22 protein-coding genes and 1 pseudogene are annotated in these 25,332 nt (G+C 63.9%); 9 read left to right on the forward strand and 14 right to left on the reverse strand.

Features of this window, described 5'->3' with window-relative positions; all coding sequences use genetic code 11:
- Positions 1-34: 34 nt before the first annotated feature.
- Genes hutI through hutU form a run of 3 tightly spaced genes read left to right on the forward strand, consistent with a single transcriptional unit; the run spans position 35 to position 4,481 of the window.
- Positions 35-1,249, forward strand: coding sequence for an imidazolonepropionase (hutI, locus tag IVA78_RS27760; protein ID WP_247468751.1), 1,215 nt, complete (start codon positions 35-37; stop codon positions 1,247-1,249).
- Positions 1,246-2,817: a histidine ammonia-lyase gene (gene hutH, locus IVA78_RS27765; protein WP_247468752.1), complete on the forward strand. Its 1,572-nt coding sequence runs from the start codon at positions 1,246-1,248 to the stop codon at positions 2,815-2,817. The genes hutI and hutH overlap by 4 nt, the downstream gene beginning before the upstream one ends.
- Positions 2,814-4,481: a urocanate hydratase gene (gene hutU, locus IVA78_RS27770; RefSeq protein WP_247468754.1), complete on the forward strand. Its 1,668-nt coding sequence runs from the start codon at positions 2,814-2,816 to the stop codon at positions 4,479-4,481. The genes hutH and hutU overlap by 4 nt, the downstream gene beginning before the upstream one ends.
- 100 nt (positions 4,482-4,581) lie before the next feature.
- Here the strand turns inward: hutU and blaBJP are convergent, their stop codons facing one another.
- The 4 genes and pseudogenes from blaBJP to IVA78_RS27790 form a co-directional block, all read right to left on the reverse strand.
- Positions 4,582-5,466: a BJP family subclass B3 metallo-beta-lactamase gene (gene blaBJP / locus IVA78_RS27775; RefSeq protein WP_247280468.1), complete on the reverse strand. Its 885-nt coding sequence runs from the start codon at positions 5,464-5,466 to the stop codon at positions 4,582-4,584.
- 171 nt (positions 5,467-5,637) lie between these two features.
- A pseudogene (locus IVA78_RS27780) lies at positions 5,638-5,913 on the reverse strand (Plug domain-containing protein).
- A 61-nt stretch (positions 5,914-5,974) separates the two neighbouring features.
- Entirely contained in the window at positions 5,975-6,823 is an 849-nt protein-coding gene (locus tag IVA78_RS27785; protein ID WP_346275319.1) for a hypothetical protein, read from the reverse strand.
- Positions 6,824-7,406: 583 nt separating this feature from the next.
- Positions 7,407-7,703, reverse strand: a complete 297-nt coding sequence (locus tag IVA78_RS27790) for a hypothetical protein (RefSeq protein WP_247451247.1) — start codon at positions 7,701-7,703, stop codon at positions 7,407-7,409.
- Positions 7,704-7,876: 173 nt separating this feature from the next.
- On the opposite strand from IVA78_RS27790, the gene IVA78_RS27795 reads away from it, so the two are divergent.
- Positions 7,877-8,686: a substrate-binding domain-containing protein gene (locus IVA78_RS27795; RefSeq protein ID WP_247468757.1), complete on the forward strand. Its 810-nt coding sequence runs from the start codon at positions 7,877-7,879 to the stop codon at positions 8,684-8,686.
- On the opposite strand, the gene IVA78_RS27800 is transcribed toward IVA78_RS27795, so the two are convergent.
- Positions 8,660-9,358 (reverse strand): ABC transporter permease, encoded by a 699-nt coding sequence (locus IVA78_RS27800; RefSeq protein WP_247468759.1) that lies wholly within the window; start codon positions 9,356-9,358, stop codon positions 8,660-8,662. The genes IVA78_RS27795 and IVA78_RS27800 overlap by 27 nt on opposite strands.
- A gap of 448 nt (positions 9,359-9,806) precedes the next feature.
- Between IVA78_RS27800 and IVA78_RS27805 the strand changes: the two genes are divergently transcribed.
- The 4 genes from IVA78_RS27805 (at position 9,807) to IVA78_RS27820 (ending at position 13,992) form a co-directional block, all read left to right on the forward strand.
- Positions 9,807-10,658: a 3-hydroxybutyryl-CoA dehydrogenase gene (locus IVA78_RS27805; protein WP_247468761.1), complete on the forward strand. Its 852-nt coding sequence runs from the start codon at positions 9,807-9,809 to the stop codon at positions 10,656-10,658.
- 136 nt (positions 10,659-10,794) lie between these two features.
- On the forward strand, positions 10,795-11,259 hold the full coding sequence (locus IVA78_RS27810) for a group III truncated hemoglobin (RefSeq protein WP_247468762.1): 465 nt from the start codon (positions 10,795-10,797) through the stop codon (positions 11,257-11,259).
- A 235-nt stretch (positions 11,260-11,494) separates the two neighbouring features.
- The gene (locus IVA78_RS27815; RefSeq protein ID WP_247468765.1) at positions 11,495-12,148 is read left to right on the forward strand and encodes a Rieske (2Fe-2S) protein; all 654 of its coding nucleotides are present in this window, start codon (positions 11,495-11,497) and stop codon (positions 12,146-12,148) included.
- 116 nt (positions 12,149-12,264) lie between these two features.
- Positions 12,265-13,992 (forward strand): methanol/ethanol family PQQ-dependent dehydrogenase, encoded by a 1,728-nt coding sequence (locus IVA78_RS27820; RefSeq protein WP_247280476.1) that lies wholly within the window; start codon positions 12,265-12,267, stop codon positions 13,990-13,992.
- A gap of 263 nt (positions 13,993-14,255) precedes the next feature.
- Here the strand turns inward: IVA78_RS27820 and IVA78_RS27825 are convergent, their stop codons facing one another.
- The 7 genes from IVA78_RS27825 to xoxF5 all read right to left on the reverse strand — a co-directional run bounded on the left by IVA78_RS27825 (position 14,256) and on the right by xoxF5 (position 22,141).
- Positions 14,256-14,513: a hypothetical protein gene (locus tag IVA78_RS27825; RefSeq protein WP_247280477.1), complete on the reverse strand. Its 258-nt coding sequence runs from the start codon at positions 14,511-14,513 to the stop codon at positions 14,256-14,258.
- Positions 14,514-14,567: 54 nt separating this feature from the next.
- Positions 14,568-16,880 (reverse strand): molybdopterin cofactor-binding domain-containing protein, encoded by a 2,313-nt coding sequence (locus IVA78_RS27830; protein ID WP_247302118.1) that lies wholly within the window; start codon positions 16,878-16,880, stop codon positions 14,568-14,570.
- A 1-nt stretch (position 16,881) separates the two neighbouring features.
- Positions 16,882-17,334 (reverse strand): (2Fe-2S)-binding protein, encoded by a 453-nt coding sequence (locus IVA78_RS27835; RefSeq protein ID WP_247302116.1) that lies wholly within the window; start codon positions 17,332-17,334, stop codon positions 16,882-16,884.
- 634 nt (positions 17,335-17,968) lie between these two features.
- Positions 17,969-18,532, reverse strand: coding sequence for an S-(hydroxymethyl)glutathione synthase (gene gfa, locus IVA78_RS27840; protein ID WP_247451235.1), 564 nt, complete (start codon positions 18,530-18,532; stop codon positions 17,969-17,971).
- Between the two features lie 31 nt (positions 18,533-18,563).
- Positions 18,564-19,673 (reverse strand): S-(hydroxymethyl)glutathione dehydrogenase/class III alcohol dehydrogenase, encoded by a 1,110-nt coding sequence (locus IVA78_RS27845; RefSeq protein ID WP_247280481.1) that lies wholly within the window; start codon positions 19,671-19,673, stop codon positions 18,564-18,566.
- A 60-nt stretch (positions 19,674-19,733) separates the two neighbouring features.
- Entirely contained in the window at positions 19,734-20,225 is a 492-nt protein-coding gene (locus tag IVA78_RS27850) for a c-type cytochrome, methanol metabolism-related (RefSeq protein ID WP_247302298.1), read from the reverse strand.
- A gap of 110 nt (positions 20,226-20,335) precedes the next feature.
- Entirely contained in the window at positions 20,336-22,141 is a 1,806-nt protein-coding gene (gene xoxF5 / locus IVA78_RS27855) for a lanthanide-dependent methanol dehydrogenase XoxF5 (RefSeq protein WP_247451233.1), read from the reverse strand.
- 510 nt (positions 22,142-22,651) lie between these two features.
- Between xoxF5 and IVA78_RS27860 the strand changes: the two genes are divergently transcribed.
- Positions 22,652-23,620, forward strand: coding sequence for a helix-turn-helix domain-containing protein (locus tag IVA78_RS27860; protein WP_247280483.1), 969 nt, complete (start codon positions 22,652-22,654; stop codon positions 23,618-23,620).
- A gap of 52 nt (positions 23,621-23,672) precedes the next feature.
- Here the strand turns inward: IVA78_RS27860 and IVA78_RS27865 are convergent, their stop codons facing one another.
- Both IVA78_RS27865 and IVA78_RS27870 read right to left on the reverse strand, forming a co-directional pair.
- A complete protein-coding gene (locus tag IVA78_RS27865) occupies positions 23,673-24,098 on the reverse strand; it encodes a hypothetical protein (protein ID WP_247451230.1) in 426 nt (141 codons plus the stop codon).
- Positions 24,099-24,224: 126 nt separating this feature from the next.
- Positions 24,225-25,214, reverse strand: a complete 990-nt coding sequence (locus tag IVA78_RS27870; RefSeq protein WP_247451228.1) for a tripartite tricarboxylate transporter substrate binding protein — start codon at positions 25,212-25,214, stop codon at positions 24,225-24,227.
- Positions 25,215-25,332: the final 118 nt, after the last annotated feature.

Consider the following 25,332-nt stretch of genomic DNA (forward strand, 5'->3'; position numbering starts at 1 on the left):
ATATAAGTCAAGCATCGCACGAAGGGGCCGTTGCATGGCAGAGCGCTTCGACCGGATCTGGCACAACGCCCGGCTCGCCACGATGCGAGCTGACCGTCCTGATCTTGGCGAGATCGAGCGGGGCGTCATCGCCACGCGCGGCGGCCGTATCGTCTATGCGGGCGCGCAGACCGATTTTCCGGCGGATGCCGATGCGGTGGAAAAGATCGATTGCGCGGGACGCTGGATCACGCCCGGTCTCGTCGATTGCCACACCCATCTGGTCTATGGGGGTAACCGCGCGCACGAGTTCGAGCTGCGCCTGAAGGGTGCGAGTTACGAGGAGATCGCGTGCGCCGGCGGCGGCATCGTCTCGACGGTGGCTGCGACGCGGCAGGCGAGCGAGGCCGAGCTCGCCGCAGGCGCGCTGCCGCGGCTCGATGCCTTGATCGCCGAGGGCGCAACCACGGTCGAGATCAAGTCCGGCTATGGTCTCGATACCGAGACCGAGATGCGTCAGCTTGCCGCCGCGCGCAGCCTCTGTGGTCGGCGGCCGGTTGCGATCCGCACCTCCTTCCTCGGCGCGCATGCACTGCCGCCGGAGGCGGAGGGCAACAAGGACGGTTACATCGATCTCGTGTGCCAAGAGATGCTGCCCGCGATCGCAAAGGCGGGCCTTGCCGATGCCGTCGATGCCTTCATGGAAGGCATCGCGTTCTCCGCCGGGCAGACCGCGCGGGTGTTCGAGACAGCGAGGGGACTTGGACTGCCGGTCAAGCTCCATGCCGACCAGCTCTCGAATCTCGGCGGTGCTGCGCTTGCCGCGAAATTCTCCGCGCTCTCGGCCGATCATCTCGAGCACACTGATGAAGCCGGCGCCGTCGCGATGGCCAAGGCCGGAACGGTAGCGGTGCTGCTGCCCGGCGCCTTCTACTTCATCCGCGAGACGCAAAAGCCGCCGGTCGAGACGTTTCGCAAGCTAGGCGTCCACATGGCGCTGGCGACCGACTGCAATCCCGGCAGCTCACCGCTGACCTCGCTGCTGCTCGCGATGAACATGGGGGCGACTCTGTTCCGGATGACAGTGGCCGAATGCCTTGCCGGCGTGACGCGCGAGGGGGCGCGGGCGCTGGGCGTGCTGGATGAGAGCGGTACGTTAGAGGCCGGTAAATGGTGCGACCTCGCGATCTGGGACATCGAGCGGCCGGCCGAGCTTGTCTACCGGATCGGCTTCAATCCGCTGCACGGGCGGGTATGGAGGGGGCAGTGACGGAGCGAGACACAGCGATCGTCGTCAGACCGGGGACGGTCAGTCTCGACGATCTCGGGCGTGTGCTCGACGGTGCGCCCGTCGTGCTCGATCCCTCGTTTTGGGCGCGCGTCGAAGCAGCGGCGGAGATCGTCGCAAGAGCCGCGCGCGCGGATGTCCCCGTCTACGGCATCAACACCGGCTTCGGGAAGCTTGCGTCGAAGCGCATTCCGCCGGATCAGACCGCGCTGCTCCAGCGCAACCTGATCGTCTCGCATTGCTGCGGCGTCGGCCCGGCGACACCCGAATCGATCGTGCGGCTGATGATGGCGCTGAAGATCGTCTCGCTCGGCCGCGGCGCCTCCGGCGTCCGCCGCGAGCTGATCGAGCAGCTGCAGGACATGTTGGCGCTGGGTGTCTATCCGCTGGTGCCGCAGCAGGGCTCCGTGGGCGCATCCGGCGATCTTGCACCACTTGCGCATATGACGGCCGTGATGATCGGCGAAGGGCAGGCGATCGTTGACGGGAAAATTGTATCTGGCGCCGAAGCGCTAAAGGCCGCCGAACTCGCGCCGCTGACGCTCGGGCCTAAGGAAGGGCTCGCGCTGATCAACGGGACGCAGTTCTCGACCGCCTACGCCATCTCGGGCGTGCTGCGCGCATTTCGCCTCGCCCGCGCCGCGCTCGTCACGGGGGCGCTGTCCGTCGATGCGGCGATGGCCTCGACGGCGCCGTTCCGCCCCGAAATCCAGGCGCTGCGCGGCCACGTCGGGCAGATCGCCGCGGCGGCGACGCTGACAGCGCTGCTCGACGGCAGCGACATCCGCCTGTCGCATCTCGAAGGTGACGAGCGCGTGCAGGACCCCTATTGCCTGCGGTGTCAGCCGCAGGTCGCGGGCGCAGTGCTCGACCTGATCACGCAGGCGGCGCGCACGCTGGTCATCGAGGCCAACGCCGTCACCGATAATCCGCTGGTACTGGTCGAGACGCGCGAGATCGTCTCCGGCGGAAATTTTCACGCCGAGCCGGTGGCCTTTGCCGCCGATGCGATTGCGCTCGCGCTGTCGGAGATCGGCGCGATCAGCGAGCGGCGCATCGCGACGCTGGTCGATCCTGCACTCAATTTCGGCCTGCCGCCGTTCCTGACGCCCGACCCCGGCATCAATTCCGGCTTCATGATCGCCGAGGTCACGGCGGCCGCGCTCTATGCCGAAAACAAGCAGCGGGCGCTCGCCTGCTCGATCGACTCGACCCCGACCAGTGCCAACCAGGAGGACCATGTCTCGATGGCCGCGCATGCCGCGCGGCGCCTGTCCGACATGGCCGACAATCTGGCCGCCATTCTCGGCATCGAGCTTCTGGTCGCCGCCCAAGGCATCACGCTTCGTGCGCCGCATGCGACCAGCGCGCCGCTCACTGCCGTCATTGCCGCGCTTCGTGAGCAAGTGCCCGCACTCGGTGCCGACCGCTACATGGCCGGCGATCTCGCCAAGGCAGCTGCACTGATCGAGGCCGGCGCATTGCCGGCCATCGCGATTACCGCACTTCCATCCGATCCGTTTCCGAGACTTGATAAGAGGTCCGCATGAACCGCCGACTGGACAATGACCGCACCATCCGCGCGCCCCGCGGCAGCGACATCAGCGCCAAGAGCTGGCTGACGGAAGCGCCCTTGCGCATGCTGATGAACAATCTCGATCCCGATGTGGCGGAGCGGCCGAGCGAGCTCATCGTCTATGGCGGCATTGGCAGGGCCGCGCGCGACTGGGAGAGTTTTGATCGGATCACGGCGGCCTTGCGCAAGCTTGAAAACGACCAGACCTTGCTAATCCAGTCCGGAAAACCGGTCGGTGTCTTCCGTACCCATGCCGACGCACCGCGCGTGCTGATCGCGAACTCCAACATCGTGCCGCACTGGGCGACGCTCGATCATTTTAACGAGCTCGATCGGAAGGGCTTGATGATGTACGGCCAGATGACCGCGGGCTCCTGGATTTATATCGGCAGCCAGGGCATCGTGCAGGGCACCTACGAAACCTTTGTCGAGGTCGGCCGTCGCCACTATGGCGGCAGCCTCGCCGGCAAATGGATTCTCACCGCCGGCCTTGGCGGCATGGGCGGCGCGCAACCGCTGGCCGCAACCATGGCCGGCGCCTCGATGCTCGCGGTCGAATGTCAGCCGAGCCGCATCGACATGCGGCTGCGCACCGGCTATCTCGATCGGCAGGCCGCAACGCTCGACGAAGCGCTTGCGATCATCGAAGAGGCGGGAAAGACCAAGAAGGCGGTCTCGGTCGGCCTGCTCGGTAATGCCGCCGAGATCTTCCCGGAGCTGGTGCGCCGCGGTGTCAAGCCCGACATCGTCACCGACCAGACCAGCGCGCACGACCCCATCAATGGATACTTGCCGAAAGGCTGGACGCTGGCAGAGTGGGAGGCGAAGCGCGCGTCCGATCCCAAGTCGGTCGAGCGTGCCTCGAAGACGTCGATGGTCGAGCACGTCAAGGCCATGCTGGATTTCCACGCACAGGGCATTCCGACGCTCGACTACGGCAACAACATCCGCCAGATGGCGCAGGACATGGGCCTGAAGAATGCCTTCGATTTCCCGGGCTTCGTTCCCGCCTATATCCGTCCCCTGTTCTGCCGCGGCGTCGGGCCGTTCCGCTGGGCCGCACTCTCGGGCGATCCCGAGGACATCTTCAAGACGGATGCCAAGGTCAAGGCGCTGATGCCTGACGACAAGCATCTGCACAATTGGCTTGACATGGCCAAGGCGCGCATCAAGTTCCAGGGCCTGCCGGCGCGGATCTGCTGGGTCGGCCTTGGCGATCGCCATCGTCTGGGCCTTGCCTTCAACGAGATGGTGGCGCGCGGGGAATTGAAAGCGCCGATCGTGATCGGCCGCGATCACCTCGACAGCGGCTCGGTGGCAAGCCCGAACCGCGAAACCGAGGCGATGAAGGACGGGTCGGACGCGGTGTCGGATTGGCCCTTGCTCAACGCGCTGCTCAATTGCGCCAGCGGTGCGACCTGGGTCTCGTTGCATCACGGCGGCGGCGTCGGCATCGGCTATTCGCAACATGCCGGCATGGTGATCGTGGCCGACGGCACGCCGGAAGCCGCGAAGCGGATCGAGCGCGTGCTCTGGAACGATCCCGCCAGCGGCGTGATGCGCCATGCCGATGCAGGCTATGAGACCGCGATCGAGTGCGCCCACGCCAACGGCCTCGATCTGCCGAGCCTGGCCTAGCTGCGGTCAGATCGCGACCTTGGCTGCGGCTCCGTCGCGGCGCAGTCTCTGCTTCGCCGATCGCTGTGCAGGATGAGGCAAAGGCAATGCTAGACGGCCGCTATTTCTTCTCCAGTGCCGCGGTCTGTTTGGCCAGCTGCTTGTCGAAATCCTCGGAAAGGCCGGTGATGTAGGTCGCCAGCTCCCCCGGCCTGACGAACGGGTTCGGCGCGCCGTCCTTCATCTGCGCGCGCTTGGCCTGCATGCCGTAGACCTCCGGATGCGGCCCCAGCAGCACGTCGATCTTCATCGCCTTGGCCTTGGCGAATGTCGCGCGATAATCATCGACGATCCCGGGATAGGTCGGTTGACCGACCAGCCTGTTCAGCGCGACCGTCCCGCTACAGAAGAACAGCACCTCGCGGTCCTCCTTGCCGTCCTTGACACTCATCTCCCAGCTCGTGCAGCCCGGCGAATGGCCGGACGTTGCATGCGCCGTCAGCGTGACGTCGCCCAGTGTGACCTTGTCGCCTTCCTTCACCGTGCGGTCAACCTTCACCGCGGGAAAGGCGAGGTCCTGGTTCTTCTCGTCGCCGGGATAGTAGCCGCCTTCGAGCAGCGGCTTGTCGCGCTCACCGGCCACGAGCTGCGCGCCGGTTTCCTTCTTGATCTCGGCAAAACCCCCGGTGTGGTCGAGATGCGCATGCGTGTTGAGGATGTATTTGATGTCTGAAACCTTGAAGCCGAGTTTGGCGATGTTGTCCTTGATCATGCCGGTTGACTGGGGCATCGCCGTGTCCATCAGGATCAGGCCCTGCGGGGTCTTGATGACGTAGACGGCGATGCCTTCGGTCCCGACATAATAGATGTTGCCGATGAGCTGAAACGGCTCGAATGGCGCTGTCCACTTCTGCATGACCGCGGCCAGGAAATCCTTGATGGTCTGCGCCTGCGCGTCAGTTGCGAACAATGCCAGCGCGCACAGCGCGGCCGCGAGCCTCTTCATAGTCTGCCTCCCATTAGTGTTCTTATCGTCTTGATCGAGCGCGGAAATCGTGTGGCTCGACCGGTGCGCAAGTTACGTCGTGACCGGCGTCGTGGGCAACTGCTTCGTGTCTGGAAAGTTTGATGTGCCGCGCGGCAACAGCGCCAGGCCGGCCGAAAGCCACACAAGAGCCTAGCGCCCGATCGTCACGCCGGCGGTCGCGCGCATGGCGCCCCGGAGGCTCGTCGCGTTCATGTCGTCGAGGACCTACCGCGTCAGCACGGTGGTCTGGCCGGGCGTGTTGAGGATCGTCTCGCTGCGCGAGGACGAGAGCCGATCGGCCTTGTAGGGTGTGGCTGGATCGGCGGCGGGAGCAGCGGTATGACGCGGCCATTTCCCGGCCGCGAGAGCGGGCTGCGAGATGCAGAAGGCGGCGAGCAGGTCCACAGACAATGACCTTGCGCGCATATGCGATCTCCCATGTCGGGACATCAACCTAGCACATCGCCGGCGGCCGCAGAAGAAAGGATCAGGCGAGAGCGGCCTGGCGCTCCCGCACCGGCTCGCGGGCCCGATCGTGTTTGCTGGGCTCTGCGAGCCGGGTGAAGCTGCGCTGGCTCGCATGCGCGGGCGCCTCGACGGTGACGCCCTCGCAGATGATTTGTCCGCCGAGCATCTTGAATTCCAGCTTGTCGTAGCGCGGCATCGTCTCGCCGGTCGCGGGTGGCAGCAGTCCAACACTGCCCTGGATGTTGAGCGTGGCATCGCCGGTGCCGTGCAGGCGCGGATTCCACATCCTGATCCCGGTTTCGGCCCAGCGCTGCCGGATCAGCGCGGCACGATCGGTGGGCTCTGCGGGTCTAGCGCGAACTTTCCGTGCGCTGCGAATCTCCGGAGAAGCCGACACGACAGCGGGAGCCGGCTCGATATTCGTGATGGCGCCGAGCGAACAGGCAGAGGGAACCTCCGTAGCGACGGCTGTGGCGAGCGGCGCATCATTTGCGGCGGCGGACGCGATCTCGGCGCTGCCACATGGGGCGCTGCCGGACCTGGTTTCAGGCACGTCCGCAGCAATGCTGATGGTATCGACGACAACGGCGGGAATTTGATCGGCGACGGCCGTGGAAGCGCTGGGCGAGGATTTGTCGCTGGTGAGAGGGGTCTCGACCTCGGCAGACGAAAGCGAAACCTTCGCTGCGACGACGGGTTCAACCGCCGCCGGGACTTCAGAGCACGTCTCGCTGACGATGACGAGATCAGGAACCAAAACCGGATCGTGCTCCACGTCGGCCGATGAAGCAGAAGCGTCCTCGACGGCCGGGAATGTCGAGATCGCCTCGGCTCCTGTCAGCGTCTCCGGAGATGAAGCGTCTTCCACACGTATTCCGGTCGACGGGCTCTCCGCATCGACAGAGACAGCCGTGTCATTCTCGGCTACCGGAGCCGTGACCGCGAGGTCAGAATTGTCATGCAAAGGCTCCGCGCTGACGTCGGTGACGCGAGCCGGAGCGGCTTCGGCAATGTCGATGATGGGGGCTGGGCTATCTGCGGCACCCGGTGCAGCGTCAACGCTGCCGCTGTGCGGCGGGGGCCGAAGCCGGGTGAACGCCCAATTCACCGCAAGGATGCGGCGCAGCAACGATATCAGTCTCGAAAGCACTGGAGTTGTCCAAGAGGTACCCGGCGTGAGGCTATCGCTGATTCGCCAGCAATGTAAAAAACTGCCCCGGCCGTCGCACCGATGTCAATCGAGGCGGGACCAATTGCGGAACACGAGGCGGAAACCGCCCGTGCCTTTAATTGTGATTGTCGGCGGCATCTCAAAGCTCGCGCTATCGCTGATTTCACTGAACAGCACAAGCGGTCATTGGCATAGTCATGACGATCGCGCCGGGGCGCGGCGTAGCAGCGAACTCCCGGGGAATCTTCAGGCTAGGCGAAGCTGCAACGTCCTCTCGCGGCTATCGCCCGGAGCCGGAGCCTGCACCGCCGCCGGAGCCAGCGCCGCCACCGGCCTGGCTGCCCATGTTATTCGTATTGGTGCCACCTGCGGATGGCTGTTGTGTGCCCTTGCTGTCGGTGGCCTCGTTCTGCATGTTCGACGAACGGCCCGTCGTCATGCCCTTGGTCGCAGGCCCCCGCGACGAGGGACCGACGTCGCCCTGGCCGGATGCGCCTGGAGCGGGTTGTGTCTGCGCGAATGCGCCCCCGGTCGCCAGCGCCATGACACACGCGGATGCCAAAATGATCTTCTTCATCGCAGTCTCCTTGCCTTTCAGCCCGAAGACAACATGCCGGTGCTGACGACGTTCCTGGACGATGGCTTGTCGGCGGCCGCCTCGGATCAATTCGCGTTGCACCTAATTTTTGCGGTTCCCGTCTCGTCCGTTCGTGGCTATTCAGGAACCCCGTTGCTTGTTCGAGGGTACGTATGAGAAAGATCGCCGCCATCGGAGCGCTTCTGCTCTGGTCCACCATCGCATTCGCGCAGGATCGCACCATCACCGTGGCCTCGACGACGTCGACGGAACAGTCGGGGCTGTTCGGCTATTTGCTGCCGCTGTTCTCGAAGGCTTCCGGGATCGACGTGAAGGTCGTTGCCGTCGGTACCGGCCAGGCGCTGGACATCGGGCGGCGCGGCGATGCCGATGTGGTGTTCGTTCATGACAGGGTTGCCGAAGACAAGTTCATGTCCGAGGGGCAGGGCGTGAAGCGCTTCGACGTCATGTACAACGACTTCGTCATCGTCGGTCCCAAGAGCGATCCGGCGCAGATCGCCGGCAGCAAGGACGTCACTGATGCACTGCGCAAGATCGCGGCGGCGAAGGCGCCGTTCATCTCGCGCGGTGACAAGTCCGGCACGCACGCGGCCGAGCTGAGGCTATGGAGGGAGGCGGGCGTCGATCTCAATGGGGCCAAGGGCGGCTGGTATCGGGAGATCGGCCAGGGTATGGGACCGGCGCTGAACATGGCGTCGTCGTCGAATGCCTATCTTGTGTCGGACCGCGGCACCTGGCTCTCGTTCAAGAACCGGGGTGAGCTCGCCATCCTCACCGAGGGCGACAAGCGGCTGTTCAACCAGTATGGCGTCATGCTGGTGAATCCGGCCTTGCATCCGAACGTCAAGGTGAAGGACGGGCAGGCCTTCATCGACTGGCTCATCTCATCGAAGGCGCAGGACGCGATCGCAGGCTACAAGGTGGGCGGCGAGCAGCTATTTTTCCCCAACGCGTCCCACTAGCAGGAACGCGATAGTCGACACCGCGACGCTGAGCGCGAGCAAGATCAGCCCGAGCCCCAATGCCAGCGGCAGGTCGCCCTTGCTGGTCTCCAGCGCGATCGCCGTTGTCATCGTGCGGGTGAAGCCCCGGATATTGCCGCCGACGATGATGATGGCGCCGACTTCCGCGATGGCGCGGCCGAAGGCCGCGAGAAAGGCCGTCAGCAGCGAGGTCCGTCCCAACGCGAACAGGAGTGCCATGCTGCGCAGCGCCGACAGTCCGTCGATCCGTGCCAGATCGCCGTACTCCGCCCACAGCAGGCTGGCCGGCCGGTGCACCAGTGCCACCACGATCGGCGTCGCGAGCAGCGTCTGCGCAATCACCATGGCAGTTGGCGTGAACAGCAAGCCGGCGGCCCCAAGCGGGCCGGACCGCGACAGCAGGAGGTAGAGCGCGAGCCCGACCACGACCGGCGGAAGACCGAGCAAGGCATTGGTCAGAATGATGATGACCTGACGTCCGCGGAAGCGCGTGATCGCAAGCAGGGCCCCGAATGGGGCACCGATCAGCAGCGCGACGATGCTGGCGGTCAGGCTGACGCGCACCGACAAGGCGACGATGCCGAGCAGTTCGGCGTCGACTTCGCCGATCAGCGTGAAGGCGGCAGCGATGGATTGCGCGAAGTCGTTCATCCGGCCGGACGCTGTTGCGCCGGCCTGGTGCCGCTGATCCCGATCACGTCCATCGCGAAACCCTTCATCCTCAGCAGACTGCCTTCGGCCCGCGTCGGCGGCGGGCCGGGTCCTCCACGCACATGCTCGGTTGGCCATCGCACGCTGCACTTGCCACAATCAAGAGGTCGCAATCCAGGGGTGGGGGTAAGCTCTGGATAAATATGAGATCGAACGTCCCGTGTCAGACTTCACTAAACCCGTCAGGGCCGCAGGGCGCGGAATCCGGCACTCCGGGCAGGAAAAGCCCGACCCCCGGCGGCCGTGGACGGCTTTATTCCGCCCGTGGATGCTGTAAGGAGGGGTAGAGTCGGGTCGCACACGCCGCTCGGCAGTGCTAGACCCTCGTGCAGGAACAGATCGGGCCGGAGCGATGCTGGCAGGCCCCAAGCATGAAGGACACGACGCAATGATCCAAACCGTTGGCATCATCGGGGCAGGGACGATGGGGAACGGCATCGCGCAGGTCTGCGCGGCGGCCGGGCTCTCGGTCGTGATGGTCGATATTTCTGATGCTGCGGTGAACCGCGGACTTTCGACCGTCGGCGGCAGCCTCGAGCGGCTGGTCAAGAAGGAGAAGATGTCGGGGGCCGATCGCGAGGCGACGCTCAAACGCATCACCGGCACCACGGACCGGTCGAAGCTGTCGGATTGCGACCTCGTCATCGAGGCGGCGACCGAGAACGAGGAGCTCAAGGTCAAGATCCTGAAGGATCTCTGCGCGACGCTGTCGCCGCGCACCCTGGTCGCGACCAACACCTCCTCGATCTCGATCACCAAGCTCGCCGCCGCGACCGACCGCCCTGACCGCTTCATCGGCATGCACTTCTTCAACCCGGTGCCGGTGATGGCCCTGCTGGAGCTGATCCGCGGCTTGCAAACCTCCGACGACACCCACGCCAAGGCGCTCGACTTCGCCAAGCGCGTCGGCAAGGTGGCGATCACGGCGAAGAACAGCCCGGGCTTCGCCGTCAACCGCATCCTCTGTCCGATGATCAACGAGGCGATCTTCGCTCTCCAGGAAGGAATCGCGACGGCGGAAGAGATCGATGCCGGCATGAAGCTCGGCTGCAACCATCCGATCGGGCCGCTGGCGCTGGCCGACCTCGTCGGCCTCGACACCATGCTTTCGGTGATGGAGGTCTTTTACAAAGGCTTCAACGACCCTAAATATCGGCCAGCCCCGCTGCTGAAAGAGATGGTCGATGCCGGTCATCTCGGCCGCAAGACCGGGCGGGGATTCTACACCTATAGCGCCTGATGAAGCATCAGCGGCGGACGTTCAGCGTCCGCCGCCGGATCCCGCAATTTGCGCTGCGACAAAGACGCCGCGCGCAATTGGCCCGACAATGTCGAACGGGCGGCTCGCGGGCACAACGGCACGGATAACGAAGGACATGTCGGATCGACTGAAGGCCGAGCGCGACGCGGCGGCTGCGCGGCGGAACCTGCTGACCCAGGATGCGATCGAGCGCACCGGGATCACCGAGGAGATGATCGGGGAACTCGTCACCCGTTTCTATGGACGGGTGCGCGAGGACGCACTGCTCGGTCCGGTTTTTGCGATCGTCCAGAACTGGGACGAGCATCTCGCCAAGCTCAGGGATTTCTGGTCATCGGTCGTTCTGATGAGCGGCCGCTATCATGGTTCGCCGATGCGGGCGCATCTGCCGCTGAGGCTGAGTGGCGACCACTTCGACCGTTGGCTCGACCTGTTCGAACAGACTGCGCGCGAGATCTGCCCGCCGGCGGCGGCCGCGCTCTTCATCGACAAGGCACGGCGCATCGCCGACAGTTTCGAAATGGCGTCGGCGACGGTCGCAGGGCGTATCGCATCGCCCCGCCACGTGCTCCGGTTCTAGAGCGATCTGCTCCGCGTTTGCGCTCCGCAACGAAGAGCGCAGCGCACCAATGCCAGCATCATCGGTCTGATCTGCAAAATCATCATACAGATCGCGCGATGTGACGTTGAAATCGCGAAAATCCTTTTGAATGGGCTGATGGTCGCGCAATCAAAGCGAGCAAAGCCATATTGATGCACTGCAGCGCCGATTCTTCGCCTTGTTTTTGGCAGAGTTCCAGCGCCTGCTAGTAGGCATGTCGCGCGCACCGTCCACCGCCTGTTCCTCACCCTCCGAACCCATTGCGGAACCTGAAGCCGACGGGGGCATCGAGCAAACGCGGCGAACGCTGCTGCTTGGCGCGCTCGCGACCACCGCGTGTCTCGGCTGTTCCCGAGCGGCGCGGGCAGGTGAAGATCCACCTGGCTCGGACGAGCGGCCCCAGAAGGGCGATGTGCTCGTTTTCTCCGAAGGCGACAAGGAGGGAAAACTCATTACTGCGGCCGATGTGCCGGCCGGCGGGCCCCCGGTCCATGCCTGGCCGAAGGATCCCAACACGTCGGTGGTGCGGAGCGCCTCGCGCCTCAACGAAATCCTGATCATCAAACTCGATCCCACCGAGCTCGACGAGAAGACTCGTGCGCGTGCCGTCGACGGCATCATCGCCTATTCGGCGATCTGCTCGCATGCGGGCTGTCCCGTCACCGCCTGGGTGAAGAGCGATGCCGGCGACAAGGAGGTGTTCAAGTGCATGTGTCACAACTCCGAATTCGATCCCCGCGAGGGCGCGCAGGTCGTGTTCGGACCGGCGCCGCGACGGCTTGCGGCGCTGCCGCTGGCGCTCGTTGACGGTTCGCTCAGTGTCGCCGGCAATTTCATCGGAAAGGTAGGAGGCGCGCAGCCGGGATGACGGACAGTGCGGGCCGTGCCCGCGTCAGGAGAGGCCGCATCCGCCGATGGGCGGACGACGGGACGAACGACAAGAATTCACAACAAGAATTCAAATGGCTGAAAAGGGGAACGTCCATGACCAGGAAGCAATGGTTACTGTCCGGCTTCGTCGCCTTCACGTGTCTTGCCTCGACCGCCGCTGTATCAGGCCCGATCGAGAATTATTCTCCGGTCACCGCGCAACGGCTGGAAAATCCTGAACCCGGCAACTGGATGCTCTACCGGCGCACCTATGACGGGCACGGCTACAGTCCGCTCGACCAGATCAACGCCTCGAATGTGAAAAACCTCACGCCGGTCTGGACCTTCGCTACGGGCGTGGTCGAAGGCCACGAGGCGCCGCCGATCGTCAACAACGGCGTGATGTTCGTGGCGACCCCGATGGGCCAGGTGATCGCGCTGAACGCGAAGACCGGCGACGAATACTGGCGCTACAAGCGGCAACTCCCCGACGATTTGTTCCAGCTGCATCCGACCAGCCGCGGCGTCGGCCTATGGGAGGACAAGCTCTATCTCGCCACCACCGACGACCACGTCGTCGCGCTCGACGCCAAGACCGGCAAGGTGGTGTGGGACACCAAGGTGCAGGATTACAAGAAGGGCCAGTACATGACCCTGATGCCGCTGATCGTCGAAGGCAAGGTCATCGTCGGCGGCTCCGGTGGCGAGTTCGGTGTGCGCGGCTATGTCGCCGCCTACGATGCCAAGGACGGCAAGGAGCTGTGGCGGACCTACACCATTCCCGGCGAAGGCGAACCCGGTCACGACACTTGGCAGGGCGACGACTGGAAAAACGGCGGCGGCTCGGCCTGGATGACCGGCAATTACGACAAGGAGACCAAGACGATCTACTGGGGTGTGGGCAATGCCGCGCCATGGCCTGGCGAAACCCATCCCGGCGACAATCTCTACACCTCCTCGGTGCTCGCGCTCGATCCCAACACCGGCAAGATCAAGACCTATCACCAGTACCACCAGAACGATTCCTGGGATTGGGACGAGGTCGAGGCGCCGATGCTGATCGACCTGCAGCGTGATGGCCGCAACATCAAGAGCCTGGTCCATCCGGGACGCGACGCGATCTTCTGGGTGCTCGAGCGCACGCCGACCAAGATCAACTACGTCGCCGGCTGGCCGTTCGTCTCCACCGATGTCTGGAAGGGCATCGAACCCGAGAGCGGTAAGCCGATCGTAGATCCCGCGCACAAGCCGGTGATCGGCAAGCGCGTGGAGTTCTGCCCCTCACTGTGGGGCGGCAAGGATTGGCCGTCGGCGGCCTATAGCCAGAAGACCGGCCTCGTCTACGTGCCTGCCAACGAGAATTTCTGCGGCGGATTCACCGGCGAGAAGGTCGCGCTGAAGCCTGGCGAGCTCTGGCTCGGCACCAAGCCGGAGGATATCGGCCTCAAGACGAAGCCCGGCGCGGATCATTTCGGCGAGCTCCAGGCCTGGGATCCTGCGACGGGCAAGAAGGTGTGGCAGCACAACTTCCCGAAGTCGCAGCTGTTCGGCTCGGTGACGGCGACCGCAGGCGATCTCGTCTTCGTCGGCGGCACCAACGACCGTAACTTCCGCGCCTTCCACGCCAAGACTGGCGAATTGTTGTGGGAGCAGAAGACCAACTCCGGCATCATGGGCATGCCGGTCTCCTATGAGATCGACGGCACGCAGTACATCGCGATCCAGTCCGGATGGGGTGTGGACGCTCAGCGCATCCAGGATGCGCTTGCGACCAATAACATCGGCATCGAAGCCAACGTGCCGCAGGGCGGCGTGATCTGGGTGTTCGCGCTCAAGAAATAGCTCCGCGGGCGGATCGAAAAGGCGGAGCAGCAGGGGGGTGGCGAATGCGGCGGACGGCAACGTCCGCCGCATTTTTGTATCTTCCTTCTCCCCTTGTGGGAGAAGGTGGCGCGCGAATTGCGCGCGCCGGGATGAGGGGTTCTATTCACGCGCACTCATCGCGAGATTGGCGTGGAGACAAACCCCTCACCCACAAGCGAGATCGTGATGGCCAGCGTCGCTGCCCTCTCCGCAAGGGGTCCATGCGCAGCCGTCAGATAAAACTACTTCCCCTCGCGCTCGACCTTGTCCTTCTCCTTCTGGTTCATCTCCCGAACCTTCGGATCAGGATTGTGTTGCCCGGTGGTCTGGGTGGTCGAGGCGGGCGGGGCGTTGGCGTTGGGAAGCGAGTTCTGGTCCGGCGTGGTGGGGCGCGTCGCTGTTGTCGGCGGGCTGGTGCTGCTCTGGGCGAATGCGCCGGCGCTCGTCAAAAGAAAGGCGCCCGACAGCGAGACTGCGAGCGCCTTTGAGATGTTAGTCATCGATCTGCTCCTGTCAGATCGATGGCAACGGTGTGAGCCGTATTGCGTTCCCCGCTAGGCCTCCAATTGCTTGCCGATCGGAAGCGAGCGGATACGTTTTCCCGTCGCGGCGAAAATCGCATTGATCAGCGCCGGCGCGAACGGCGGAACGCCGGGTTCGCCGACGCCGCTGGGCGGCGTGTCGGGTCCGGGCGGCACGATGTGGACGTTGGTCACTGCGGGAGCTTCGTCGATCCTGACGAGTTGGAAGTCGTCAAAGTTCTTCTGCTGGACCTTGCCGTCCTTGAAGGTGATCTCGCCATATTTGGCAAGGCTCAGCCCCATGATCGCTGCGCCCTCGATCTGCGAGGCGATGCGCTCGGGGTTGACATAGGTGCCACAATCGATCGCCGTGTCCACCCTTGGCACCGTCAGTTTGCCCTTGTCGTCGACCGCGACCTCGACAATCGTCGCGATGTAGCTGACGAAGCTGCGGTGCGCGGCGATGCCCAGGCCGTGGCCCTTCGGGACCTGACGGCCCCATTCGCCCTTCTCGGCGACCAGCTCGACCACCTTGCGCAGGCGCGCGGTGTCGATCGGGTAGCTGTCCTGGGGTTCGCCGTAGTTCCAAAGGTCTTTCACCTCGGGCTTGACGATGCGCGGGCTGCCAATCAGCGCGAGCAGGGTCTCCTTCTGGTCGCGGCCGGTCGCCTGCGCGATCTCGCCGACCATCGATTGCACCGCGAAGGCACGCGGGATGTTCGAGACCGAGCGGAACCAGCCGATGCGGGTATGCGCGGCCGCCTCCGGATTTTCGCAGGAGATGTTGGCGATCTCGAATGGCATGTCCACGAGGCCCATGCCGATTTCGAACGGCGCCTGGTGCACGGTGCCGGCGGCAAAGGTCGAGGCGATGCTGGGTGCCACGCTGCGGTGGCGCCAGGCGATCACCTTGCCGCTCTTGTCGAGGCCGGCTTCGATCCGCTCGACCGAGACGGTGTGCAGGAAGCCGTTATGGATGTCATCCTCGCGCGTCCACTGCACCTTGACCGGTGCACCGAGCTCCTTGGAGAGCAGCGCGGCCTCGAGCGCAAAGTCGCATTTCGACTTGCGTCCGAACCCGCCGCCGAGGAGCGTGACATTGACCGTCACGTTCTGCTCGGGAATGTCGAGCGTCTTGGCGACGTCCTCGCGGGTGCCGCCGGGGCTCTGCACCGGCGCCCAGATCTCCGCCTTGTCGCCCTTGACGTCGGCGACCGCCACCGGCGGCTCCATGGCGACATGGGCGAGATGGGGGATGTAGTACTCGCCGACAATGACCTTGTCGGCGCTCTTCAAGGCGGCGTCCGCATCGCCCTCCTTGCGCAGGACGAGGCCGGGCTTGCGCGACGCCTCCTCGAGCTCCTTGCGGTAGGCGACGGAGTCGTATTTACCGTTGGGACCGTCGTCCCACACGAGCTTTAGCGCGTCGCGGCCCTTGATCGCCGCGCCGGTGTTGCGCGCGATCACGGCGACGCCGCCGAGCGGCTGGAACTTCGACGGCCACGGCCAGCCGCGCACCTGCATCACCTTTTCGACGCCGGGGACCTTCAGCGCCGCGTCGGGATCGAACGAGACCAGCTTGCCGCCGGTCACCGGCGGGCGGGCGATCACGGCATATTTCATGCCGGGCAGCCGCACGTCGGCACCATAAACTGCCTTGCCGGTGGTGATGTCGTGGAGATCGACGATGCCGATCTGACCCTTGCCGAGATAGCGGAAATCCTTGGGGTCCTTCAGCTTGAGGCCTTCGATGCTCGGCACCGACTCCTTGGCCGCATCGGCGGCGAGCTCCCCGAAGCCGAGCTTGCGGCCGCTGGCGCTGTGGACAATCTCGTGATTGACGGCCTTCACCTCGGTCGCCGGTACGCCCCAGCGCTTCGCCGCGGCCTGCTCCAGCATGGTGCGGGCGGAGGCGCCGATCTGACGCATCGGGATCAAATAATGCCGCGTGCTGCGCGAGCCGTCGGTGTCCTGGTTACCGTACTTGACCTCGTCGCCATGGGCCTGCTGCACCTTGACCCTGGTCCAATCGGCTTCCATCTCCTCGGCCACGATCAGCGGCAGGCTGGTGCGCACGCCAGTGCCCATTTCCGAACGGTGCCCGACGATGGTGACGATGCCGTCCGGCGCGACCGAAACGAACACGCGCGGATCGACCACGACGCCATGCGGCATCTTTCCGGCACCGGTTTCATAGGCGAAGGCCTGCCGCGACATCACGGGGGCGGCAAGCACGAAGCCGCCGGTGACGCCGAGGCCCTTCAGAATGCTGCGGCGCGAGACCTTCTCGACCCTGACGTGCTTTTCGAAGCCGCGAAGCTTGCGGGGATTGTCGATGAAATTCATGTCACACTCCCGTCGATGCGAGATGGACGGCGTTCTCGATGCGCTGGTAGCAGCCGCAGCGGCAGATGTTGCCGGACATCGCCTCGCGGATCTGGTCGTGCGAGGGCTTTGGATTGTCCATCAACAGTGCCGCGGCCTGCATAATCTGGCCGGCCTGGCAGAAGCCGCATTGGGGCACGTTGAGCTGGCGCCAGGCCTTCTGCACCGGGTGATCGCCGTTAGTGTGCAGTCCCTCGATCGTCGTGACCTCGCGTCCGGCGACGTCGTTGATCGACGTGATGCAGGCGCGGACGGCCTCCTTGTCGACGATGACGGTGCACGCGCCGCACAGGGCCTGGCCGCAGCCGTATTTGGTGCCGGTCAGTCCGGCTTCGTCACGCAGGAACCAGAGTAGCGGGAGATCCGGGTCGCCGTCCCAGCTCTGTTCCTGGCCGTTGATCTTCACCTTGATCATGATCGTCCCTCGCTCTTCATAAGCATGTTCAATTCAAAACCCATTGACGCCGCCGGAGCGCAATGCCGGTTGCGTCGTGCTGCCGCATCCCGGCCCGTCATCCCGCACGGGCAGATCCCAGCGGGCGGCAGGAATACGAATCGCAATGTCCGGATGTGCTCGATACCTCCCGTTTTGTTCTTAATTGATTGCATTTCGCGCGGCATCGTGACGACGCGATCGTAGCAGAGGTCACGCCGGCCCGGCGTTCACAGCCGAGTGTTCTCACCGGGAAAAGATTGCATCGATGGTTTGTCAAAAGCAGGGCGCGGCTTGATGCCGCGCGCTTGCGAAACGGGCGCAACCAAAAAAAGCTTCGTCCGCCAGAAGACTGTACGGACGAAGCAGGGTGCCTCAGTCGAGGGAGGGAGAAACGCAAGTACCGCGAACTTCAAACAGGAAGCCGGCGGCCCTGCGCAGTCATTCAGAGACCAGGACTGAGGAGCTGATGGCCCTCACATACGCGTGGTGCAGAAGCGGCGGGATCGCCGTGATGGTCCCGGAACGGGACCGGCCGGTCCGCTGGCGTTGGTGGACGCCAGCGGACCGACAGAAGTCTGGGCGAAGGCGCGGCGGCCCTGCTCAGGCGCCTTGCTTAGGCGGCTTTGGCTTTCGCCACGTGGGTCGCGATCGCGTCCATCAGTGCCGGCGACAGGCAGTCATAGGGCTCCAGTCCGATCTCCTTCAGCCGCGAACGGATGCCCGCCATCTGCTCCGGCTTCACGCCCGATTCGATCACCGAGGAGACGAAGGCGGCGAATTGCGGCGCCTGTGAGCCCTCCTCCTGGAACAGCTCGGGATGGATGAAGTCCAGGCCGTAGAACGGATGGCCCTTGTTCTCGATCCGGCCGTACATGTGGGTGCCGCAGGCCTTGCAGGCATAGCGCTGGATCACCGCGGAGGGATCGACGATCTGGAGCTTGTCGCCGTTCTCGAGCACGGTGACGTTCTGGCGCGGCACCACGGCGACGACCGAGAAGGTCGCGCCATGCGGCTTCCAGCACTTGGTGCAGCCACAGGCGTGGTTGTGCGCGACGTCGCCCTTGATGCCGACCTTCACCGGCTGGTCCTTGCATTTGCAGACCAGCGTGCCGCCGGCGAAGTTGCCGCTGCCTTGCTTGATGCCGTTGTCGATCAATGGATGGAGTGCAACAGTCATGGGTCGATCCTCCTGGGGTGATGGCTGTGAGCTAGAACACGACGACGGAACGGATGGATTTGCCCTCATGCATGAGGTCAAAACCTTTGTTAATCTCTTCGAGCTTGAGCGTGTGGGTGATCATCGGGTCGATCTGGATTTTTCCGTTCATGTACCAGTCGACGATCTTCGGCACGTCGGTGCGGCCGCGCGCGCCGCCGAAAGCGGTGCCGCGCCAGTTGCGCCCGGTGACGAGCTGGAACGGGCGGGTGGCAATCTCCTTGCCCGCTTCGGCGACGCCGATGATGATCGAGGTACCCCAGCCGCGATGGCAGGCTTCCAGTGCCTGGCGCATCACCGTGGTGTTGCCGGTGCAGTCGAAGGTGTAGTCGGCGCCGCCGTCGGTGAGACCGACGAGGTGCTGGACGATGTCGCCGGTGACCTTCTTCGGGTTGACGAAGTGGGTCATGCCGAAGCGGCGGCCCCAATCTTCCTTGGAATCGTTGATGTCGACACCGATGATCTTGTCGGCGCCGGCCATCTTGGCACCCTGAATCACGTTGAGGCCGATACCACCGAGGCCGAACACGACCACGTTGGCGCCCGGCTCGACTTTCGCAGTGTTGACGACGGCACCGACGCCGGTGGTCACACCGCAGCCGATGTAGCAGCTCTTGTCGAACGGCGCGTCCTCGCGAATCTTGGCGACGGCGATCTCGGGCAGCACGGTGAAGTTCGAGAAGGTCGAGCAGCCCATGTAATGGTAGATCGGCTTGCCCTTGTAGGAGAAGCGGCTGGTGCCGTCGGGCATCACGCCCTTGCCCTGCGTCGCGCGGATCGCGGTGCAGAGATTGGTCTTCTGGCTGAGGCAGCTTTTGCACTGCCGGCATTCCGGCGTGTAGAGCGGGATGACGTGGTCGCCCGGCTTCACCGAGGTCACGCCGGGACCGATCTCGCGGATGATGCCGGCGCCCTCATGACCCAGGATCGACGGGAAGATTCCTTCGCTGTCGAAGCCGTCGAGCGTGTAGGCGTCGGTATGGCAGATGCCGGTGGCCTTGATCTCGACCAGGACTTCGCCGGCCTTTGGTCCCTCCAGGTCGACCTCGACGATCTCGAGCGGCTTCTTGGCTTCGAAAGCGACGGCGGCACGTGTCTTCATCGTAAACTCCTCAAATCCCTCGTAGGACGCCAGGAAGTCGTCTCGGCAATCCTGGCAGTTTCATTTCTTGCCCATGCAGGCATCTTCCGCCTTGGTGTAGGCGTCCGTTTTCTCTTCCTTCTTGGCGGGACGCTGGCGGCCCCATGCTTCGGTGGAGCGGGCGCGCAGATAGACGTAGAGATCGTCCATGTAGCAAGCGACGTTCGGGTTGTCGCCGAAGGCCGGCATGACGTTCTCCTGCGCCGTCGAGATGTTCTTGCGGCCGGAGGCGATCACGCCGAGAAAGTCGCCATAGCTCATCGACTTGACAGAATCCTTCAGCGCCGGTGCGTAGGTGGATCCCATCCCGTCCGGTCCGTGGCACACGTGGCAGTCTGAATGATAGCGGCGGTATCCAGAATAGGTGAACCAGTCCACGGTGCCGTCGGCTGAAATCTTGTAGGTGGGGTTTCCTTCTTTATCGAGCCACTTCCCGTCGTCTTCCTTCTTCACCGCGGTCGGGTCACCCGGACCTTCCGCGACCGCAGCTCCTCCGGACACAACGAAGATCATCACAGCAATGGCAGAGCAGATTTTACGCAAGAGATTGTCCTCGAAGGCGTTCGGTGGAGACGAGCCGGCGCGTGGAGTTGAGCCACGCGCCGGAGCGATGCTGAATGGGCCTAGTTCGGCAGCGAGAACACGGTCAGCGTGCCGCCCAGCGCCGTGTAGTTGCTGAGAGCCGCGTAGCCACCCACCGCGCCGAGACCGGCGGTCGGATCGGTCAGACCTGCCGCCAGGCCGATGCCGGCCCAGCCACCCACGCCGGAGAGCACGGCAACGTATTGCTTGCCATTGTTCTCATAGGTGGTGACGTTGCCGATGATGCCGGAGGGAGTCTTGAACTTGTAGAGCTCCTTGCCGGTCTTGGCATCGACCGCCTTCAGGTAGCCTTCGAGCGTGCCGTAGAACACCACGCCGCCGGCGGTTGCGAGTGCGCCCGACCAGACCGAGAACTGCTCCTTGTTCGACCAGACGATCTTGCCGGTCTTGCCGTCCCAGGCGATGAAGTTGCCCATGTGGCTTTCACCCTGCGGCGGATACATCGAGAGCGTCGCACCCACATAGGGCTGGCCCGCGGTGTAGCTCACCTTGAACGGTTCGTAATCCATGCAGACGTGGTTGGTCGGAACGTAGAACAGCTGCGTGTCGGGCGAGTAAGCTGCCGGCTGCTCGTCCTTGGTGCCGAGCGCGGCCGGGCAGATGCCCTTCACGTTGACGTCCTCCCCCGCCTTGTCGGTCGAAGCTGCGTCGAGCACCTTCGGGCGGCCATAGGTCGGCGAGCTCTTGTTCATGTCGACGCCGGAGGTCCAGTTCACCTTCGGATCGTACTTTTCGGCGACCAGCAGTTCGCCGTTCTCTCGGTCCATGGTGTAGGCGAGACCGTTGCGGTCGAAATGGGTCAGGAGCTTGCGAGGCTGCCCATTGATCTGCTGATCCGTGAGGATCATCTCGTTAACGCCGTCATAGTCCCACTCGTCGTGGGGCGTCATCTGATAGACCCACTTGGCCATACCGGTGTCCGCGTCGCGCGCGAAAATGGTCATGGACCATTTGTTGTCGCCCGGACGCTGCTTCGGATTCCAGGTCGAGGGGTTGCCCGACCCGTAATAGACCATGTTCAGAGCGGGATCATAGGAGATCCAGCCCCAGGTGCAGCCGCCGCCGATCTTCCACTGATCGCCTTGCCAGGTCTTCAAGCTGGAGTCCGGTCCGACCGGCTTGCCCAGCGACGTCGTCTTGGCCGGATCGAACTTGATCTGGTCATCCGGACCTTCGGAGTAGGCGCGCCAGACCTGCTTGCCGCTCTTGAGATCGTAAGCGGTGACGTGGCACTGCACGCCGAACTCGCCGCCGGAGATACCGACCAGGACCTTGTCCTTGACCACCAGCGCGGCCGATGTGCCGGTCTCGCCCTTCGCAGGATTGCCGTTGGTCGCCGACCAAGCTACCTGGCCGGTCTTGGCGTCGAGCGCCACGAGATTGGTGTCGGCCTGATGCAGGATGATCTTGCCGTCGCCGTAAGACAGGCCGCGATTGACGGTGTCGCAGCACATCACGGGGATGACGTTCGGATCCTGCTTCGGCTCATACTTCCAGACGATCTTGTTCTCGTTCGAAAGGTCAATAGCGTAGACCTTGTTCGGGAACGGGGTGTGGACGTACATCATGTTGCCGATGATCAGCGGCCCGCCTTCGTGGCCACGCAGCACGCCCGTCGAGAAGGTCCAGGCCACCTGGAGCTTGCCGACGTTCTGTGCGTTGATCTGGTTCAGCTTGGAATAGCGGGTATTGGCATAGTCGCCCGCGGGCATCACCCAGTCTTTCGGGTTCTGCGACATCTTGATCAGCTCGTCATTGGCTGAGGCGCTGCCGACGGCGAGAGCCGCCGCGGAGCCAAGATAGGTCGCCAGTAGCACCTTGCGCATAGTTAATTCCTCCGTTGGTCGTTTATTGTTTCCGAAGCATTGCTCAATCGCCGGGCTTTTCGTCCGGCGTCTGCTCGTGCAGGGCGGTCACGATCGAGACCAGAAACGATGCTGTGCTGTTTCCTCCTCCTGATGAGAGCCACGGGTCCGCGTGCAGGAGCGGCCCGTTCTTGTTGTTCCTGCCGCAATCCCTAACGACTTCGTCAACGGGAAACTTGCCCAAGAGAGAAGCCGGTTTGCTCGACAGCGCACGGGCGCGAAGATTTTGATTTTGCAGTAGCGAATTCAGCGGTTTCCGCGGGGGCCCGCGCCGCCGTCTGCGCCTAGGTTCCCCTTGACGGCGCTGCAACTAAGGCGGAGGATTAAGTTTCAAAGGTGGCAATGGAACGGAGGTGCAGTTCCAATAGACCGCCCAAGTTTGAGGTAAACGTCACGCAATCACGGCTGAGGGCTCCGCAGCGCTGGTCGCGATTCGCGTCGAATCTCCGGATCAAACCAGTGGCTGGATCAATGTCCGACACCATTCACACGCTCTCGACGACCGGGCTCACGCCGAAGCGGCAGATCCAGAGCTGGATCGATGGTCTGACGAGCCTGTGCGGCCATTTCGACGTCGATCCGCTGGAGGCGTCCTCGCTTGAAGGTCGCATCGACTACACCACCGTCTCGCGCCTGAAGCTCTGTCAGATCGAGGTGAGCCAGCATCGCATCGCGCACACGCTGGCGCGTGCCAAGGCCAATGAACACCCCTACATCAAGATCCACTTCCAGACCTACGGCGTGTCTTATTTCGAGCAAGAAGGCCGCCACATCGAAATCAACCCGGGCGACATCATCGCCTACGACGTCTCCTGCCCGCATTCGATCATCAGCCCGGCCTTCACGCGCCACGACGTGGTGATTGTGCCCAAGGCACTGCTGCGCGACCGCGGCTTTCCCTCGCAGCGGATGCCGGCGTGCAAATTGTCGGCGAAGACCGGGACGGGGCGGATCGCCCATGATTTCGTTCACGCGACTTTCGACGAGGCGGCAAAGCTGTCGGCGAACAGCGCGGTCGGCGTTGCAGATTCGCTGATCGACCTCCTGCTGCTACCGCTACGCGAGGCCGACACGATGTTGGACCGTGTTGGGCCGGAGGCGATGTATGTGCGGGCTCAGTTCTTCATCCGCGAGCACTTGCGCGATCCGGATCTGTGCATCGACCAGATCTCGGCCGAGCTCGGCTGCTCCAAGCGCTATCTGCACATGCTGTTCTCCGAGCGCGGCACCACGGTGAGCGACTACATCTGGCAGGCCCGCCTGCAGAACTGCCGTCAGGAGCTCGAGGCCCACGCCGGCAAGACCATCACAGACGTTGCGTTCTCCTGGGGCTTCTCCAGCTCATCGCATTTCAGCCGCGTGTTCCGGAAATACTTTGGCGTGGTGCCGTCCTCGATCCACAAGGCGCAGCAGGGCACCGCGAGTTCGGGCGAGCATTAGGCGCGCTGCGGCCGTCGCCGGCAATGTTGTGCCGGCCGTGATGCGAGGTCTGTCAAGCCGACACGGCGATATAGGGAATGCTGGCCAGGAGAACGGCAAGCAGCACCGCGTTCGCCAGCATTCCGCTCCAATGCAGCCGGCGCAGCCGACGCGGGGCCTCGGTATCGCCGGCTTCCGTCGCGCTGAGCTGGTCGTCCATGCGTTGCAGGAATCTGCGGCGTCCCCACATCGTCAAGGCTGCAAGCAGACCAACGCCCGCCGCGGCGATCAGGCGACCGTCGAGCAGGAAGGCTATCGTTCCGATGATTCCGGCAACACGCATCACCAGAAAGTGGGCATTGAACATTCCGCGCAGCAGCTGGGCGACGGGCGCAATATCCAGCTTCACCAGCAGGAAGGCGGGCGAAGCCAATGTGAAATAGCCCATCGGAAAGAGCAGGATGATCATGACGGCTACGGCGACGCCATCCGGTGTCATGGGATCGGCCCTTCTCGTTCGCGCCGGCGAGCCGGCGCCGCACAATCATAGCGCGAAAGTACATTTCCGACACTAGGCTTTGGTCCGAAGCCAGCGCCGTGAGCGCGACCGCGCCTTGCCTCCGATTCAGGCCGGCTCGAGGCCGAGCGACTTTGCGCTCTCGATCCAGACCGGCAATTCGCGCTGATACAGCGCATTGGTTTCCTTGAATCCGAAGGCCGGTTCGAGCACGAAGGTCGCGAGAACCTCCTTCACCTTCGGATCCTTGTTGGCCGCGACGCAGAGCTCGGCTAGCCGGTCGACGACCGGCTGCGGTGTCGCCTTCGGCACCGCCCAGCCGGTGAAGCCGCTCACGGTGAAGAATTTCGACGTCGCGCCCTGTTCGGGGAGCGTCTTCACGGTCGGGATCGCGTCGACCTTCTTCGAATGCACCGCGAACACGGTGCCGCGGTCGCTTTGCAGGACCGATTGCGCCGCCGTATAGCTGCCCATCGCGGCATCGAGCGTGCCTTCGAGCATGCCAGTCCACATCGGGGCTTCGCCGCGGTAGTGCACCGGCTCGATGGAGAGACCGTATTGCTTGTTGAGCTCGTTGATCGTCATGTGCGGGGCCGATCCCGCGCTGTAGGTGCCGAAGTTCACCTTGCCGCTCTTGCGCCCGAAGGCGACGAAATCCTCCAAGGTCTCGACGCCGGTTTTGGGGTTCGCGACCAGCAACAGGCCGGCGCCGGGAATCACGCTGACGAGGGTCAGATCCCTGTCCATGTCGTAGCCGGGATTCTTCATCACCACCCGGTTCATGATGTAGGTGGTCGAGATCGAGCATAGCACGGTGTGGCCGTCGGGCTCGGCGCGGGCGACCTCCGCCGTGCCGATTGCGCCGGAGGCGCCGGGCTTGTTCTCGATGACGACGGTCTTTCCGATCTGCTTGGCGATGAATTCGCCATAGGCGCGCGCCAGCAGGTCGGTCTGTCCGCCGGCGGGATAGCTGCAAATCATGCGAATCTGCCGCGACGGCCATGCAGCTTGCGCCGAGGCGGCGCGCGAGACGAAAGGCATCGCGAATGCGCTGGCGCCGGCTGCGACGAAGTGGCGGCGATCGAGCTTTGCGGACATGATTCCCTCCAGCATTTTCATCGAGGGTACTGCATCGGATCGTCTCTGCCATCGGCGACAGCCGAGACAGATTGGCGCATTGCTCGCATCACCGGTCATTCCTGGATGCGAGCGCGGC

This window comes from Bradyrhizobium sp. 137 (assembly GCF_023074095.1).
Lineage (GTDB): Bacteria > Pseudomonadota > Alphaproteobacteria > Rhizobiales > Xanthobacteraceae > Bradyrhizobium.